Genomic DNA, 15884 nt, shown 5'->3' with positions numbered 1-15884 from the left:
GCTAGCGCCGCATTCGCAAGACCGGCAGGATCGTGCCCTGCCCGGAGGTGAGCATGTCATTGCGCCAAACAACTCATGATCCACGCGTGCAGGCCTTCATCCTGCTCGTCCCGGCTCTGGCCATTTACGCGATCTTCGCGCTCTACCCGATGCTGAACGTGGTTATTATTAGCTTCCAGAAGTGGAACGGGCTCGATCCGCAACGGCCTTTCGTCGGCCTCGCGAATTATACGGCGATCTTCACGCGCGATCCGGTCTTCTGGGTTGCTTTCCGGAATACCGTGATCTGGACGCTGATGAGCCTGATCTTCCCGCCGTTAGTCGGGCTGCTCTTGGCGCTCAGCCTCAACCAGAAGATTTTCGGCCGCAACAGCCTGCGCGCCATCTTCTACCTGCCCGTCATCATTGCGCCGATCGCCGTCGCCACCATGTGGAAGTGGATGTACGATCCCTTCTTCGGCCTGTTCAGCCAGATGCTGACCTCCTGGGGCATGCAGACCTGGATCAAGGACTGGCTCGGCAACAAGGATATCGCGCTCTATTCCGTCTTCATCGCCTATCTCTGGCAGACCGTCGGCTTCTCGATGGTGCTGTTCCTCGCAGGTCTTCAGAACGTCTCGCAGACGCTGGTGGAAGCCGCCCGCATCGATGGCGCCGGCCGCTGGGCCGTCTTCAAGCATGTTACACTGCCGGCATTGCGTCCCACCATTACCATCGTTCTGGTTCTCTCCATCATCTCGTCGCTGAAGGCTTTCGACATCGTCTATGGCCTGACTGGCGGTGGTCCCGCCCAGTCGACCCAGATGCTGGCGCTCTGGGCCTTCACCCAGGCCATGCAGATCTTTGATTTCGGCCGCGGTGCTGCGATCTCGGTGGTGCTGCTTTTAATCACCATGGCGATCGTCATCCCCTATCTGCGCTGGACGCAAAAGCATGAGGAGGTCGAATCGTGACAGTTCTCGGAGCGCAAGCCGACGATCTCGACATCGACACCAAGCCCCTTCGCCTGAAGCGCGACCCCATCCTGATCGGCTTGTGGATCGCCCTCATCCTTGTCGCGCTGATTTGGGTCGCGCCTTTCGTCTTCATCGTCTTCACCTCACTGAAGACGCCGGCCGCGGTCACCAGCACCGGCGCCTTCATGCCGCCGACCGAACTCGCCTTTCAAAACTACGCCGACGCCTGGAGCCGCGGCAATTTTGCCAGCTCCTTCTTCAACAGCGTCATCATCACCGTCATCAAGGTGCCGCTCGGCCTCGCGCTGTCGGCAATGGCCGCCTACGCGCTTGCCAAGATCAAGCTGAAGATCAGCAAGGCGCTCCTGCTGCTCGTCGTTTTCGGCACGATGATCCCTTTCCAGGTGATGCTCGCACCGCTCTTCACGCTGGTGAATTCCTTCGGGCTCATCGACACCTATCCGGGCGTCATCCTGCCCTATATCGCCTTCGGCGTTCCCTATCAGGTCTTCATCCTGCACGGCTTCTTCAAGGGCATTCCGAAGGAGCTGTCGGAGGCAGCCCTCATCGATGGCGCGACGCATTTCACCATTTTCCGGCGGATCTTCCTGCCCGTCTGCCTGCCGGTTCTCGCCGCATTGCTGATCCTCGACTTCGTCTCCACCTGGAACGAATTCGCCATGGCACTCGTCCTTTTGCAGGACCAGCACATGTGGACCCTGCCGCTCGGCCTCATGTCGTTCCAGGGTCAGTTTTCCAGCAATTACGGCCAGCTCAACGCCGCGATCGTCATGACCGTGCTACCGGCGACGATCGTCTATCTCATGTTCCAGCGCTACTTCGTGTCCGGACTGACCTCCGGAGCCGTCAAGGGCTGACCGAAATCTTGTTTACGAGGAGAGACAGAATGTCCGATGCAGCAGTCGAAAAATGGGGCGTGTTCGAAGCGGCCTTTGCCGGCCCGTCCGAAGGCAATCCCTATCTCGACGTGGCATTCGATGCCGTGTTCACGCACAAGAGCCGCGAGGTCCGCGTGCCGGGCTTTTATGACGGAAACGGCACCTACCGCATCCGCTTCATGCCCGACGTCGAGGGCGAATGGTCCTTCAAGACGCGCTCGAAGACGTCGGCACTCGACGGCAAGACGGGTTCGTTTACAGCAGCCGCGCCGTCGGCAGGCAATCATGGACCGGTGCGGGTGCGCAACAAGTTCCATTTCGGCTATGCCGACGGAACGCCCTTCTTCTCCTTCGGCACGACCTGCTATGCCTGGACGCATCAGCCGCTGGAGATGCAGAACCAGACACTGGAGACGCTGAAGAAAACCCGCTTCAACAAGATCCGCATGGGCGTCTTCCCGAAGGACTATCCCTATAATACCAATGAGCCGCTACATGCCTGCTTCGAAAAAGGGGCTGATGGCAGGGAGGATTTCGACCGGCCGAACCCTGCCCTCTTCAAGCATTTCGACCGGCAGGTGGCAGCCCTTTGCGCGCTCGGCATCGAGGCCGATATCATCATCTTTCACCCCTATGACCGCTGGGGTTATGCCGACATGTCGGCCGAGCAGGATTTCCGCTATGTCGCCTATCTCGCGGCGCGGCTTTCTGCTTACCGGAATGTCTGGTGGTCGCTTGCCAATGAATATGACTTCCTGATTGATACCAAGCCAATGGAGCAGTGGGACCGCTACTTCCATATCCTGGAAGAAAACGATCCCTACCAACACCTGCGCTCGATCCACAATGGCGACGTGACGGCGAATTTCGACCATCGCAAGCCCTGGGTCACCCATACCTGCATCCAGAACCCCGACGTCAAGCGCACGCAAGAATGGCGCAACGCCTATGGCAAGCCGGTCGTCAACGACGAGCCGGAATACGAGGGCGATATCCTGCAGTCCTGGGGCAATCTCTGCGCTCAGGAACTGGTGCATCGCTACTGGATCACCATAGCGCGCGGCGGTTATGCCGGCCACGGCGAGACCTATTCGCATCCCGAGGACCTGATCTGGTGGGCCAAGGGCGGCGAGTTGCGTGGCGAGGCCTGGAAGCGCATCGGTTTCCTGCGCGATCTGCTCGAGGCGGATGTGAAGCACGGGCTGGAGCCGCTCGGCATTATCGGTGAATGGCCCTGGTCGCGTGTCTCGGGTGCGCGGGACGGCGACGATGATTTCCGGCTGATTTATCTCGGCGAGCACCAGCCGGTCATCTGGTCATCGGGTCTGCCGCTCGACGACGACAATTACGATGTCGATATCATCGATACCTGGGAGATGACGATCACACCGGCCGAGAAGGTCGCTGCACCCGTCCCGCATCCCACCCGTCATGGCGCGATCGTGCGCGGCGGCAAGCCGGATGCTGCTTTCGGCGTCAAGCTTCCCCGCAAGCCGCATCAGGCGCTGCGCGTGCGCAGGAAGCGCTAAGGATAGAAGGAGCCCCCATGTCCGGATTGAGCATCAACAAAGTCAAGAAATCCTTCGGTTCGGTCGACATCATCCACGGCATCGATGTCGAGATTGCCGATGGCGAGTTCGTCATCCTCGTCGGCCCGTCCGGCTGCGGAAAGTCCACGCTCTTGCGCATGATCGCCGGCCTGGAGGAAATCAGCGCCGGCAAGATCAGCATCGACGGGCGCGTCGTCAACAATCTGCAGCCGAAGGACCGTGATATCGCCATGGTCTTTCAGAACTACGCGCTCTATCCGCAGATGACGGTCGCCCAGAACATGGGCTTTGCGCTAGAGCTTGCCGGCGCCAAGCGGCCAGAGATCGACAAAAAGGTGGCGGAGGCTGCCGCGATCCTCGGCCTGCAGCCGCTGCTGGAGCGCAAGCCGGCCCAGCTTTCGGGCGGCCAGCGCCAGCGCGTCGCCATGGGCCGCGCCATTGTTCGCGATCCGAAGGTCTTCCTCTTCGACGAGCCGCTGTCGAACCTCGACGCGAAGCTGCGCGTCAAGATGCGGGCGGAGATCAAGGCGCTGCACCAGCGCCTGAAGACGACGATCGTCTATGTCACGCACGACCAGATCGAGGCCATGACCATGGCCGACAAGATCGTCGTGCTGCAGGGCGGCCATGTCGAACAGATCGGCAGTCCGCTCGAACTCTACGATCGGCCGAGCAACATCTTCGTCGCTGGTTTCCTCGGCTCACCGGCGATGAATTTCCTCGAGGGCACGCTTGAGAATTCCGGTAGCCCGAGCCTTGCTCTTCCCGGCGGCGCGCGCGTCAAACTCTCGCAAGCGCCAGAGAATTCCTCGGGCAAGTCGCTGACGCTCGGCATCCGTCCGGAGGATATTTCGCTCGGTGGCGATGAGGGCATCGAAGCGATCGTGAAGGTCATTGAGCCGACCGGTTCGGAAACCCATGTCGCCGTCGAGGTCGAGGGCAAGGAACTCACCTGGGTTGTGCGCGAACGCGTGAGCCTTGCACCCGAACAGCGGATCAAACTGTCCTTTGCGACCCCGAAGGTGCACTTCTTCGACCGGCAGACACAGAACCGGCTCGACACTTGAAGCAAGACATATCGATGAGCCGGGCGGCCTGACACCGCCCGGCTCTTTCCCCACGGTGGTGGTCCGCGCTAGGTCAGGTCACCGTGCTGAGTGTTCGCGCAATCGCGTTGCGCCAGCCGACAATTCTCGCCTGCCTGTCTACGTCAGTCATATCGGGCTCAAAGCTACGGTCGCTCGCCCAGGCGCGCGCGAACTCCGTCCGGTCCGGCCAGACACCGGCCTTCGATCCGGCAAGCCAGGCTGCTCCGAGCGCTGTCGTCTCCAAGGTCGCCGCCCGATCGACCGGACTTGAGAGAATGTTGGCGAGATGCTGCATGGTCCATTCGGAGGCCGACATGCCGCCATCGACGCGCAGCACGGTTTCGATCGGATGGTCGCCCCAATCGCTGCGCATCGCCACCAGCAGGTCGAGCGTCTGGTAGGCGACCGATTCCAGGACGGCGCGCGCCAGCTCCGCCGGGCCGCTGTTGCGCGTCAGGCCGAAGATCGCGCCCCGCGCCTCCGGATCCCAATAGGGAGCACCGAGGCCGGTGAAGGCGGGCACGACATAGACCCTTTGCTGCGGATCGGCTCTGTCAGCCAGAGCACCGGTTTCCGATGCGTTCCCGATAATGCCGAGACCATCACGCAGCCACTGCACGGCCGCACCGGCAATGAAGATCGACCCTTCCAGCGCGTAGGTGGTCTTGCCGTTCAGACGGTAGGCGATGGTGGTGAGCAGCCGGTTCTTCGAGTGGACGCGGTCGTCACCGGTATTCAGGAGCGCGAAACAACCGGTGCCGTAGGTCGACTTCACCATGCCCGGTTCGAAACAGGCATTGCCGATTGTCGCCGCCTGCTGGTCGCCCGCGACCCCGAGGATCGGGATCGCCGCGCCGAAGATGTCAGGATCGACCGTGCCAAAATCGTCGGCACTGTCCTTGACCTCGGGCAGCAGCGCCCGCGGGATGCGCAGGATCTCGAGAAGCTCGTCGTCCCAACGGTTCTCGGCGATATTGTAGAGCAGGGTTCGCGAGGCGTTGGTCGCATCGGTGACATGCGCCCGCCCGCTGGTCAGCTTGTAGATGATCCAGCTGTCGATGGTACCAAAACAGACCTCTCCGGCTTCGGCACGGGCACGCAGTCCCTCGACATTGTCGAGCAGCCAGCGCAGCTTCGTGCCGGAAAAATAGGGATCGAGAAGCAGACCGGTCTTGGCGGTGAAGAGCTTTTCATAGCCATCGACTTTCAGCCGGTCGCACATTTCCGCCGTGCGCCGGTCCTGCCAGACGATCGCCTTGTGAAGCGGCCGGCCGGTGGCTTTTTCCCAGACGACGGTCGTCTCCCGCTGGTTGGTGATGCCGATGGCGGCGACTGCGCCAGGAGCTGCGCCGCTCTTTGCCAGGGCGTCGCGGGCCGTCGAAAGCACCGTGTCCCAGATTTCGTTTGCATCATGCTCCACCCAGCCGGTCTGTGGGAAATGCTGGGTGATCTCCGTCTGGACCGAGGATACGGTCCGCATCTGAGGGTCGAAAATTATGGCTCGTGACGATGTCGTGCCCTGGTCGATGGCAAGGATATGGCCGCTCATGACATCTGTTTCCTGCGCAGCAGCCGTCGTTCCGCCGGAACGGCAGCTCTGTTCCCGTTATTATCATGGAAATTTAGCGATGGCCGGGCGCAGCCGCGCCCGGCCAGTTTGACGCCTACTTCTTGGCGTCGGCCCAGCTCTTGACGAGATCGTCATAGTTGATGGTGACGGGCTTTTCCTTCTCGTTCTCGATCTTCAGCTGCGGCGCAAGGTTGCCCTTCTTCACCGCGTCTGCGTTCCAATAGGCGAGATCATGCTCCTCGGCGAGTTTCGGGCCAATATCGCCCTGCACCTTCGCGCGTTCCAGGCGCTGCAGCACCTTTTCCTGTTCGCCGCACAGCGAGTCCATGGCTTCCTGCGCCGTCTTTGCACCGGAAGCGGCATCGCCGATCGCCTGCCACCACAACTGCGCGAGTTTCGGATAGTCAGGAACGTTCGTGCCGGTCGGCGACCACTGAACGCGGGCCGGCGAGCGATAGAACTCGATCAAGCCACCGAGCTTCGGAGCACGTTCGGTGAAGCTCTTGTCGCGAATGGTGGATTCGCGGATGAAGGTGAGGCCGACATGGCTCTTCTTCACGTCCACGGTCTTCGAGGTGACGAACTGCGCATAGAGCCATGCAGCCTTGGCGCGATCGTCAGGCGTCGACTTCATCAGCGTCCAGGAACCGACGTCCTGATAGCCGAGCTTCATGCCGTCCTTCCAGTAGACGCCGTGCGGGCTCGGAGCCATGCGCCATTTTGGCGTGCCGTCATCATTCATGACCGGCAGGCCGGGCTTGACCATGTCGGCCGTGAAGGCCGTGTACCAGAAGATCTGCTGGGCGACCGCACCTTGTGCCGGCACCGGACCGGATTCGGAGAAGGTCATGCCGCCTGCCTCCGGCGGAGCGTAGGCCTTTATCCAATCGAGATATTTCGCGATCGAATAGACGGAAGCCGGACCATTGGTATCGCCGCCGCGTGCAACGCACGAACCGACCGGACGCGAATTCTCGTCGACCTTGATACCCCATTCATCGACAGGAAGGCCGTTCGGCAGGCCCTTGTCGCCATTGCCGGCCATCGACAACCAGGCATCGGTGAAACGCCAGCCGAGCGACGGGTCCTTCTTGCCATAGTCCATGTGGCCGAAGACCTTCTTACCGTTCACATCACGACCGGTGAAGAATTCGGCAATGTCCTCATAAGCAGACCAGTTGACGGGAACGCCGAGGTCGTAGCCGTATTTGGCCTTGAAATCGGCCTTGTTCTTCTCGTCGTTGAACCAGTCATAGCGGAACCAGTAGAGGTTCGCGAACTGCTGGTCGGGAAGCTGGTAGAGCTTCTTGTCCGGCGCGGTCGTGAATTTGGTGCCGATGAAGTCGTCGAGATCGAGGCCCGGATTGGTGACGTCCTTGCCTTCATTGGCCATCCAGTCCGTCAGCGAGCGAGCCTGCTGGTAGCGCCAATGGGTGCCGATCAGGTCGCTATCGTTGACATAGGCGTCATAGATGTTTTCGCCCGACTGCATCTGCGTCTGCAGCTTTTCGACCACGTCACCTTCGCCGATCAGGTCATGGGTGATCTTGATGCCGGTGATTGCAGTGAAGGCGGGCGCCAGCACCTTCGATTCATATTCATGCGTCGTCAGCGTTTCCGAGACGACCTTGATGTCCATGCCGGCGAAGGGCTTGGCGGCATCAACGAACCACTGCATTTCCTTTTCCTGGTCGGCGCGGGAAAGCGTCGAGAGATCGCCGACTTCCTTGTCGAGGAATGTCTTGGCCTCGTCCATGCCGGCATAGGCCGACGCAGTCATCGCCAGCAGCAAGCCTGCTGTCGTCGTCAGTAAGTGCTTTCGCATAATATCCTCCCAGGGTTTGCGATTGCAGGTCTTACGTCTCAGGCGGCCAGTACCCCCGGCCATCCGTATCACCTTGGCATCACACGTAGCGGAACACGCCGACGGCGTAGATCACGGAGATGCCAAGAGCCCACCACAGGTTGGGTCCGATGAGACCCAGCCATGCAAGATGAATGAATGCTGCGCCGAGCAGCGAAATGAAGAGCCGGTCGCCGCGCGTCGTCTCGAAACGAAGTAAGCCGACGCGCGGTGAGCCGCCCGGCGAAAAATATTCCCAGACGCTCATGCCGATCAGCAGCGCCAGGATCGTCAGGAAGAACAGCGCCGTCGGCAGCGTCCAGGCCATCCAGGAAAAGCTCATGTCCGGTCCTCCTCAGACGCGACCCAGGGCAAAGCCCTTGGCGATGTAATTGCGGACGAAATAGATGACGAGGGCGCCGGGAATGATGGTGAGTACGCCGGCTGCTGCCAGCACCCCCCAATCCATGCCGGAAGCCGAGACGGTGCGCGTCATGATCGCCGAGATCGGCTTTGCGGCCGTGGTCGTCAGCGTGCGGGCAAGAAGCAGCTCGACCCACGAGAACATGAAGCAGAAGAAGCCTGCGACACCCACCCCGCTCGCGATCAGCGGAATGAAGATCTTGATGAAGAAGCGCGGGAAGGAATAGCCGTCGATATAGGCCGTCTCGTCGATCTCCTTGGGTACGCCCGACATGAAACCTTCGAGGATCCAGACCGCCAGCGGCACGTTGAACAGGCAGTGGGCAAGTGCGACGGCAATATGCGTGTCGATCAGGCCGAAGGCCGAATAGAGCTGGAAGAAGGGCAGCGCGAAGACCGCCGGCGGCGCCATGCGGTTGGTCAAAAGCCAGAAGAACAGGTGCTTGTCGCCAAGAAAGCGATAGCGCGAAAAGGCATAGGCAGCCGGCAGTGCTGCGGCGACCGAGATCACCGTGTTCATCACCACATAGATGATCGAGTTGATATAGCCGTTGTACCAGGACGGATCGGTGAAGATGACCGCATAGTTGCGCACCGTCGGGTTCGTCGGCCACAGCGAGAAGGCGCCGGTGATCTCGGCATTCTCCTTGAAGCTCATATTGACGAGCCAGTAGATCGGCAGGATCAGGAAGATGATGTAGATCGTCGGGACGAGCCAGGAAAGGTTGCCTGCAGGTTTGTATTTTTTGGTCATGTCTGCGCCCTCCTTCAGCCGTTCGCGTCGCCGCTGGTCATCACGGTGTAGAACACCCAGGAGAGCAGCAGGATGATGAGGAAGTAGATGATCGACATGGCCGCCGCAGGGCCGAGATCGAACTGGCCGACCGCCATTTTCACCAGATCGATGGAGAGGAAGGTCGTAGAGTTGCCGGGGCCGCCGCCGGTGACGACGAAGGGTTCGGTATAGATCATGAAACTGTCCATGAAGCGCAACAGCACGGCGATCAGAAGCACACGCTTCATCTTCGGCAGTTGGATGTAGCGGAAGACGGACCAGCGCGAGGCTCCGTCGATCTTGGCCGCCTGATAATAGGCATCCGGGATCGAAACGAGGCCGGCATAGCAGAGCAGCACAACAAGGCTCGTCCAGTGCCAGACGTCCATGATGATGACGGTCACCCAGGCATCGACCGGATCGCGCACATAGTTGTAGTCGAGGCCGATCGCTTCCAGCGTGTGACCGAGCAGGCCGATATCGACACGGCCGAAGACCTGCCAGATCGTGCCGACGACGTTCCAGGGAATAAGGAGCGGCAAGGCCATCAAGACGAGGCAGACGGGAACGCCCGGTCCCGATTTCGGCATGTTGAGCGCGATGAAGATGCCGAGCGGAATCTGCAGCGCCAAAATGATGAAGGAGAAGAGCAGGTTGCGCTGCAATGCTTCCCAGAAACGGTCGGAATGGAGGGTCTGGACGAACCAGTCCGTGCCGGCCCAGAAGAACTCGTTATTGCCGAACGTATCCTGCACCGAATAGTTGACGACGGTCATCAGCGGGATGACGGCCGAAAATGCCACGAGCAGCAACACCGGCAGGACCAGAAACCAGGCTTTGTTGTTCCACGTCTTCTGCATGGGTCAGGCCTCCCTGCCGACACGCCAGCTGTCGGCGTAAATGCTGATGGCTGAGGGATCGAAGCTGACGCGGGCGTCATCAGGGATTTCGCCATCCTCAGGCACGACGATTGCAATCGGCTGGCCGGCGAAACGGGCGCGCACGATCTTCTGGCGGCCGATATCCTCGACCTTGCTCACCGATACCGGCATGCCCTCCCGTCCGAGCCGGATGAATTCCGGCCGGATGCCGAGCTCGGTCTTGGCCGCGCCCTCGGTCTTGGGCGCATAGTCGAGCGTCAGCGTCTCGTCGCCCACCCTGACGCTGCTGCCGTCGATCTTTGCCGGCATCACGTTCATGCCGGGCGAGCCGATGAAATAACCGACGAAGGTGTGGCTTGGCCGCTCGAAGAGCTCGGCCGGCGTTCCGATCTGGACGATCTGGCCATCATACATGACGACCACCTTCTCGGCGAAAGTCAAAGCCTCGGTCTGGTCATGGGTGACATAGACCATTGTGAAGCCGAACTGTTTGTGCAGCCGCTTCAGCTGCGAACGCAGCACCCATTTCATATGGGGATCGATGACGGTCAGCGGCTCGTCGAAGAGAATGGCGTTGACGTCGTTGCGCACCAGCCCGCGCCCGAGCGAGATCTTCTGCTTCTGGTCGGCGGTCAGGCCCTGCGCCTTGCGCCTCGCCCAGCCGGCAAGGTCGATCATTTCGAGAATGTCGCGTACGCGTCGGTCGACATCCGCTTCTGCCACGCCGCGGTTGCGCAGCGGAAAGGCAAGATTGTCGTAGACCGTCATCGTGTCGTAGATGACCGGAAACTGGAAGACCTGCGCAATGTTGCGGCTTTGGGTCGAAAGGTCCGTGACATCCTTACCGTCGAACAGGATGCGGCCATGTGACGGCTGCAGAAGACCGGAGATAATATTGAGCAGCGTGGTCTTGCCGCAGCCGGAGGGGCCGAGTAGCGCATAGGCGCCGCCGTCATTCCACTCGTGGTCGACTTCCTTCAGCGAATAATCCTTATCGCTCTTCGGATTGGCGCCGTAAGCGTGGCGGATATGGTCGAGCGTGATGCGTGCCATTGTGCTCTCCTAAACCTTTCCAACCGTGGCGATGGCCTGCCCATCGGCGCCGAATGCCATCAAGTGGCGCGTGTCGAGATAGGCTTCGATCTCCATGTCCGGATCGATGTCGTGAATGCCGTGTGCCAGCATCACCCAGCGCACGCCGTCATAGTCCAGATGAACGAAGCTCTCCGAGCCGGTGATTTCCGACACCAGCGTGCGCGCCTTGAGGCGAGCCGCATCGCCGGTCTGCGGCGCCAGCCCGAGATGGTGCGGATGGAAGGCGATCGTCACGGGTCCATCGGACACGGTGTAAAGATGGGCCGGAACCGGAAGCGTGCCCCCGCCCGGGCGCACAAAGACATGACCTGATTTGGTGACCTCAATGGCGTTCAGCGGCGGATCGGCGAAGATGCCGGCGGTGGCGAGATCAACCGGTCGCCGATAGACATCGATCGTCGGCCCGAACTGCGTGACCCGGCCGGCGTTCAGCGTTGCCGTATTGCCGCCGAGCAACAGCGCTTCGGAAGGCTCGGTGGTGGCGTAAACGAAGATCGCCCCCGACTGGGCGAAGATCTTCGGCAGTTCCTCGCGCAATTCCTCGCGCAGTTTATAGTCGAGATTGGCAAGCGGCTCATCCATCAGCACGAGGCTGGCATTCTTGACAAGGGCGCGAGCGAGCGCGGTGCGCTGCTGCTGGCCGCCGGAGAGATTGAGAGGCGTGCGATCGAGATAGGGCGTCAGTTTCAGGAGTTCGGCTGCCTTGCGCACATCGCGGTCGATCGCAGCCGCATCCTTGCCGGAAATGCGCATCGGCGAGGCGATGTTCTCATAGACGGTCAGTGCCGGATAATTGATGAACTGCTGGTAGACCATGGCGACGTTGCGCTTCTGCACCGGCATGCCGGTGACATCGGCGCCGTCGAAATGCACGGAGCCTTCCGTCGGCCGATCAAGCCCCGCCATCAGCCGCATCAGCGACGTCTTGCCCGACAAGGTCGGCCCCAGCAGGACATTCAGCGTGCCCCGCTCGAGGACCAGATCGGTCGGATAGATATGATAGTCCGCGCCCACCATCTTGGCGGCGTTTCGCAGCTCCAGCATTCCGATTCCCGTGCCTCCTCGCAACGGGGACCACACGCCACCTTATCCGGCCATCTGTGCCGGTATGGCAGCCATGTACTCCTCCAGTGATCTCACCTGCTCCTTCGAAAGACGCAGGCCATCCTTTGTTCTTCGCCAGAGCACGTCTTGCGCGTGCCTGGCCCATTCATGTTCGATCAGGTAGCGAACCTCGGCCTCGTAGAGATCGGATCCGAACAGCCTGCCGAGATCTTCTGTCTTCTGGGCATTGCCGAGAAGCGTGGCGGCTTTCGTGCCGTAGCGGCGGACAAGCCGGCGGGCATGGGGCTCGGTCAGGAACGGATAGCTCGCCTTGAGCTTGCCGACTTCGCCCTCATAGCCCTGCACCGGAAAGTCGCCGCCCGGCAGATGGCTGCCCGCCGTCCACGGCCTGCCCTTGACGCCGATCGCTTCGCCGATCTTTTCGAGTGCATGTTCCGACAGCCGCCGATAGGTGGTGAGCTTGCCGCCGAAGACATTGAGAAGCGGTGCCTCGCCCTGCTTGCCCTCGACCTTCAAGACATAGTCACGCGTCGCTTCCTGTGCCTTCGAGGCGCCGTCGTCGAAAAGTGGGCGAACTGCCGAATAGGTCCAGACGATATCGTCGGGCTTGACCGGCTCCTTGAAATATTCCGACGCCGCATTGCAGAGATAGAGCGTCTCTTCCTCGGAGATCTTCACGTCCTTCGGATCGGCGGTGTAGTCGCGATCGGTGGTGCCGATCAGCGTGAAGTCGGTCTCGTAGGGGATGGCGAAGATGATGCGGTTGTCGGGGTTCTGGAAGAAATAGGCGCGCGGTCCCTCGAACTTCTTCCTGACGATGATGTGGCTGCCCTGGACGAGACGCACATGGCGGGCCTCGTTCTGGCCGAAGGCGGAACGGATGACATGATCGACCCAGGGACCGGCGGCATTGATGAGCATGCGGGCCTGATGGCGCTCGCTCTTGCCGGTCACCGTGTTGATCGTCTCGATCGTCCAGACGCTGTTTCCCTGAGCATCTTTCTCCTGTCTGGCCGACACCACCCTGGTGCGCGGCATGATCAGCGCGCCCTTGTCGGCGGCATCGCGGGCATTGAGCACCACCATGCGGGCATCGTCGACCCAGCCGTCGGAATATTCGAAGGCTTTGGAAAACAGCGCCTTCAGCGGCTTTGCCGCCGGATCGGTGCGCATGTTCAAGACCGCCGTCGGCGGCAAAAGCTTGCGGCCGCCGAGATGGTCGTAGAGGAACAGGCCGAGCCGGATCATCCAGGCCGGACGGATGCCGCCCTTGTGATAGGGCAGCACGAAGCGCAGCGGCCAGATGATGTGCGGGGCCATGGCCCACAAAATCTCGCGCTCCATCAGCGATTCCCGCACCAGCCGGAACTCGTAATGTTCGAGATAACGCAATCCGCCATGGATGAGCTTGGTCGCACCCGACGAGGTGCCGGAGGCGAAATCATTCATCTCGGCAAGCGCGACCGTATAACCACGGCCAACCGCATCGCGCGCGATCCCGCAGCCGTTGATCCCGCCCCCAATGACGAAAATATCGTTGATACGGCTCATGCTCCCCCTCTTTGAGCCAGGACAGCGCAACGGTTCCCCCACCATTGCGAAAGTGAGGATGATTAAACCGAAAATTTTTCGAATGTCAAACGAATGTTGTTCACCGTTAAAATCAGCGGTTAGCTTTCGCTGTTTCGACCAGCACAACACCGCTCTGCTGACAGATAGTGCGGATAGAAGGCGAATCGCATTGGTCGGTGATGAAGGTGTGGACCTGCGAAATCTGGCCGATACGGACGGGTGCTGTCCGTTCGAACTTGGTCGAATCTGCTACCAGGATGACGTGTCTGGCATTGGCGATGATGGCCTGGGCCACCTTCACCTCACGGAAATCGTAGTCGAGCAAAGCGCCATCCGGATCGATCGCGGAGGCGCCGATCACGGCATAATCGACCTTGAACTGCCTGATGAAATCGACGGCCGCTTCCCCGACGATACCACCGTCGGATTGGCGTACCACGCCGCCGGCAATCACCACCTCGATATTGTCGATCAGCCGCAATCTATTGGCGACATTGATGTTATTGGTGATCACCATCAATTCGTGATGATCGGAGAGCGCCTCTCCGACCGCTTCCGTCGTCGTGCCGATATTGATGAAGAGCGAGCTGTTATTGGGGATGAGATCAGCGGCAGCAACACCGATCGCCTGTTTTTCCGTTGCGGCGATCTGGCGCCGGGCGTCATAGCGGACATTCTCCGTCCCTCGCGGGAAGGTTGCGCCGCCATGAATGCGCGTCAGAAGCTGCGCATCGCAAAGATCGTTCAGATCCTTGCGGATCGTCTGCGGTGTCACGGCAAACTGCGCCGCCAGATCATCGACCAGTACCCGGCCCGACGACCTCGCAAGCGCGATGATCTTCTCCTGACGATCCGACAGAAACATGCGCCCTCCCTCGTTTCACTTTCATCTTTAGCCAAACTTCGCCTCGAGGCAAAGCAATCGCTGCTGGTGCGATCCTCCGGATCAATCTCGCCGTGCGGTCTTTTCGAATATGAACGAGTGCCGAAATCCCTTTGGATATTGCAAAGCTCGCCCCGCCTCTGCCTTGTTGCGCGCTTAACGTATTATGCGATTCGCTATCCGCGACGGGGCGGAGCATGCACGAGGGACAAAAGGAGAGTTCGATGACAGACGCCAAGAGCGGCATTACGGGACTACGGCCGCAGATCACGGTGATTGGCGTCGGCGGCGGTGGCGGAAACGCGATCAACAACATGATCGCCGAAAAACTGGCGGGCGTTGATTTCATCGCTGCAAATACGGACGCCCAGGTGCTCGCGACCTCCAAGGCGACGCGCCGCATCCAGCTCGGCGCCCATGTTACGGAAGGTCTCGGCGCCGGTTCCCTGCCGGAAGTCGGGCGCGCTGCTGCCGAGGAATCGCTCGACGAGATCATGGATCACCTGAGTGGCTCTCATATGTGTTTCGTCACCGCCGGCATGGGCGGCGGCACGGGCACGGGTGCGGCCCCCGTCATTGCGCATGCGGCACGTTCGGCCGGCATCCTGACGGTCGGCGTCGTCACCAAGCCCTTCACCTTCGAAGGCAATCGCCGCATGAAGATGGCGGAAGCCGGCATCGAAGCTCTGCGTCAGGCGGCCGATACCGTCATCGTCATTCCCAACCAGAACCTCTTCCGCATTGCGGACGCGAAGACCACCTTCGCCGATGCGTTTATGACGGCGGACCGTGTGCTTTATGCCGGTGTTGGCTGCATCACCGATCTCATTGTCAAGGAAGGCCTGATCAATCTCGACTTCGCCGACGTGAAGTCCGTCATGCGCGGCATGGGCCGGGCGATGATGGGCACGGGCGAGGCTGAGGGCGAGGGACGCGCGATGAAGGCGGCGGAAGCTGCCATCGCCAACCCGCTGCTCGACGATATCTCGATGAGAGGTGCCAAGGGCGTGCTGATCTCGATATCAGGCGGTTCCGACATGACCCTCTTCGAGGTCGACGAGGCCGCAAGCCGCATTCGCGATGAAGTGCAGGACGACGCCGAAATCGTCGTCGGCGCAATCTTCGACCGCAGCCTCGACGGCAGGTTCCGCGTCTCGGTCGTCGCGACCGGACTTGAAGGCGCTGGAGCGACCGCTGCCGTGCCGGACTTCGCCGCAGGACAGCTTCAGGGCCGCACGTTGCAATAAGGCGGCAAGATCGCCTTATTGCGTTGCCTGTGAAAGC

14 protein-coding genes are annotated in these 15884 nt (G+C 60.8%); 5 read left to right on the top strand and 9 right to left on the bottom strand.

Translation table 11 applies throughout. The annotated features are described in order from the left end of the window. Positions 1 to 53 precede the first annotated feature (53 nt). The 4 genes from AB4Z13_RS26505 to AB4Z13_RS26490 are packed head-to-tail and all read left to right on the top strand — an operon-like array spanning position 54 to position 4472. Positions 54 to 953 (top strand): carbohydrate ABC transporter permease, encoded by a 900-nt coding sequence (locus AB4Z13_RS26505; RefSeq protein WP_113320238.1) that lies wholly within the window; start codon positions 54 to 56, stop codon positions 951 to 953. Further along, entirely contained in the window at positions 950 to 1834 is an 885-nt protein-coding gene (locus AB4Z13_RS26500) for a carbohydrate ABC transporter permease (RefSeq protein ID WP_007812244.1), read from the top strand. The genes AB4Z13_RS26505 and AB4Z13_RS26500 overlap by 4 nt, the downstream gene beginning before the upstream one ends. Positions 1835 to 1863: 29 nt before the next feature. Next, positions 1864 to 3384 carry a DUF5060 domain-containing protein gene (locus tag AB4Z13_RS26495; RefSeq protein ID WP_442207230.1) on the top strand — a complete coding sequence of 507 codons (1521 nt, stop codon included), beginning with the start codon at positions 1864 to 1866 and terminating at the stop codon, positions 3382 to 3384. A gap of 17 nt (positions 3385 to 3401) precedes the next feature. Next, complete coding sequence (locus AB4Z13_RS26490) at positions 3402 to 4472, top strand: ABC transporter ATP-binding protein (protein ID WP_442207229.1); 1071 nt, start codon at positions 3402 to 3404, stop codon at positions 4470 to 4472. Between the two features lie 73 nt (positions 4473 to 4545). On the opposite strand, the gene glpK is transcribed toward AB4Z13_RS26490, so the two are convergent. From glpK to AB4Z13_RS26445, 9 genes are all read right to left on the bottom strand, one after another. After that, a complete protein-coding gene (gene glpK / locus AB4Z13_RS26485; RefSeq protein WP_442207228.1) occupies positions 4546 to 6042 on the bottom strand; it encodes a glycerol kinase GlpK in 1497 nt (498 codons plus the stop codon). Between the two features lie 115 nt (positions 6043 to 6157). Then, positions 6158 to 7888 carry an ABC transporter substrate-binding protein gene (locus tag AB4Z13_RS26480; RefSeq protein WP_113320242.1) on the bottom strand — a complete coding sequence of 577 codons (1731 nt, stop codon included), beginning with the start codon at positions 7886 to 7888 and terminating at the stop codon, positions 6158 to 6160. 79 nt (positions 7889 to 7967) lie between these two features. Further along, entirely contained in the window at positions 7968 to 8249 is a 282-nt protein-coding gene (locus AB4Z13_RS26475; protein ID WP_113320243.1) for a DUF2160 domain-containing protein, read from the bottom strand. A 12-nt stretch (positions 8250 to 8261) separates the two neighbouring features. Then, positions 8262 to 9083 carry a carbohydrate ABC transporter permease gene (locus AB4Z13_RS26470; RefSeq protein ID WP_113320244.1) on the bottom strand — a complete coding sequence of 274 codons (822 nt, stop codon included), beginning with the start codon at positions 9081 to 9083 and terminating at the stop codon, positions 8262 to 8264. 14 nt (positions 9084 to 9097) lie between these two features. Next, positions 9098 to 9964, bottom strand: coding sequence for a carbohydrate ABC transporter permease (locus tag AB4Z13_RS26465; RefSeq protein ID WP_007812230.1), 867 nt, complete (start codon positions 9962 to 9964; stop codon positions 9098 to 9100). A 3-nt stretch (positions 9965 to 9967) separates the two neighbouring features. Beyond that, positions 9968 to 11038, bottom strand: a complete 1071-nt coding sequence (locus AB4Z13_RS26460) for an ABC transporter ATP-binding protein (protein WP_113320245.1) — start codon at positions 11036 to 11038, stop codon at positions 9968 to 9970. A 9-nt stretch (positions 11039 to 11047) separates the two neighbouring features. Then, positions 11048 to 12124 (bottom strand): ABC transporter ATP-binding protein, encoded by a 1077-nt coding sequence (locus AB4Z13_RS26455; RefSeq protein WP_442207227.1) that lies wholly within the window; start codon positions 12122 to 12124, stop codon positions 11048 to 11050. Between the two features lie 42 nt (positions 12125 to 12166). Beyond that, positions 12167 to 13696: a glycerol-3-phosphate dehydrogenase gene (glpD, locus tag AB4Z13_RS26450; protein ID WP_113320247.1), complete on the bottom strand. Its 1530-nt coding sequence runs from the start codon at positions 13694 to 13696 to the stop codon at positions 12167 to 12169. 112 nt (positions 13697 to 13808) lie between these two features. Further along, positions 13809 to 14582: a DeoR/GlpR family DNA-binding transcription regulator gene (locus tag AB4Z13_RS26445; RefSeq protein ID WP_007812223.1), complete on the bottom strand. Its 774-nt coding sequence runs from the start codon at positions 14580 to 14582 to the stop codon at positions 13809 to 13811. A 242-nt stretch (positions 14583 to 14824) separates the two neighbouring features. Here AB4Z13_RS26445 and ftsZ point away from each other — a divergent pair, with 242 nt between their 5' ends. Then, a complete protein-coding gene (gene ftsZ / locus AB4Z13_RS26440; RefSeq protein WP_442207226.1) occupies positions 14825 to 15847 on the top strand; it encodes a cell division protein FtsZ in 1023 nt (340 codons plus the stop codon). Positions 15848 to 15884: the final 37 nt, after the last annotated feature.

Origin of the sequence: Rhizobium sp. YAF28 (assembly GCF_052113285.1) — a bacterium.
Taxonomy (GTDB): domain Bacteria; phylum Pseudomonadota; class Alphaproteobacteria; order Rhizobiales; family Rhizobiaceae; genus Rhizobium.
The sequence above is the reverse complement of the archived record's forward strand: the minus strand, read 5'-3'. Positions and strand labels throughout refer to the sequence as shown.

Bases quoted from the DNA above. Each gene is read 5' to 3' on its own strand.
- AB4Z13_RS26495 (WP_442207230.1), top strand. From the start codon at position 1,864: ATGTCCGATGCAGCAGTCGAAAAATGGGGCGTGTTCGAAGCGGCCTTT.
- AB4Z13_RS26460 (WP_113320245.1), bottom strand. From the start codon at position 11,038: ATGGCACGCATCACGCTCGACCATATCCGCCACGCTTACGGCGCCAAT.
- AB4Z13_RS26505 (WP_113320238.1), top strand. From the start codon at position 54: ATGTCATTGCGCCAAACAACTCATGATCCACGCGTGCAGGCCTTCATC.
- ftsZ (WP_442207226.1), top strand. From the start codon at position 14,825: ATGACAGACGCCAAGAGCGGCATTACGGGACTACGGCCGCAGATCACG.
- glpD (WP_113320247.1), bottom strand. From the start codon at position 13,696: ATGAGCCGTATCAACGATATTTTCGTCATTGGGGGCGGGATCAACGGC.
- AB4Z13_RS26475 (WP_113320243.1), bottom strand. From the start codon at position 8,249: ATGAGCTTTTCCTGGATGGCCTGGACGCTGCCGACGGCGCTGTTCTTC.
- AB4Z13_RS26465 (WP_007812230.1), bottom strand. From the start codon at position 9,964: ATGCAGAAGACGTGGAACAACAAAGCCTGGTTTCTGGTCCTGCCGGTG.
- glpK (WP_442207228.1), bottom strand. From the start codon at position 6,042: ATGAGCGGCCATATCCTTGCCATCGACCAGGGCACGACATCGTCACGA.
- AB4Z13_RS26455 (WP_442207227.1), bottom strand. From the start codon at position 12,124: ATGCTGGAGCTGCGAAACGCCGCCAAGATGGTGGGCGCGGACTATCAT.
- AB4Z13_RS26445 (WP_007812223.1), bottom strand. From the start codon at position 14,582: ATGTTTCTGTCGGATCGTCAGGAGAAGATCATCGCGCTTGCGAGGTCG.
- AB4Z13_RS26490 (WP_442207229.1), top strand. From the start codon at position 3,402: ATGTCCGGATTGAGCATCAACAAAGTCAAGAAATCCTTCGGTTCGGTC.
- AB4Z13_RS26470 (WP_113320244.1), bottom strand. From the start codon at position 9,083: ATGACCAAAAAATACAAACCTGCAGGCAACCTTTCCTGGCTCGTCCCG.
- AB4Z13_RS26480 (WP_113320242.1), bottom strand. From the start codon at position 7,888: ATGCGAAAGCACTTACTGACGACGACAGCAGGCTTGCTGCTGGCGATG.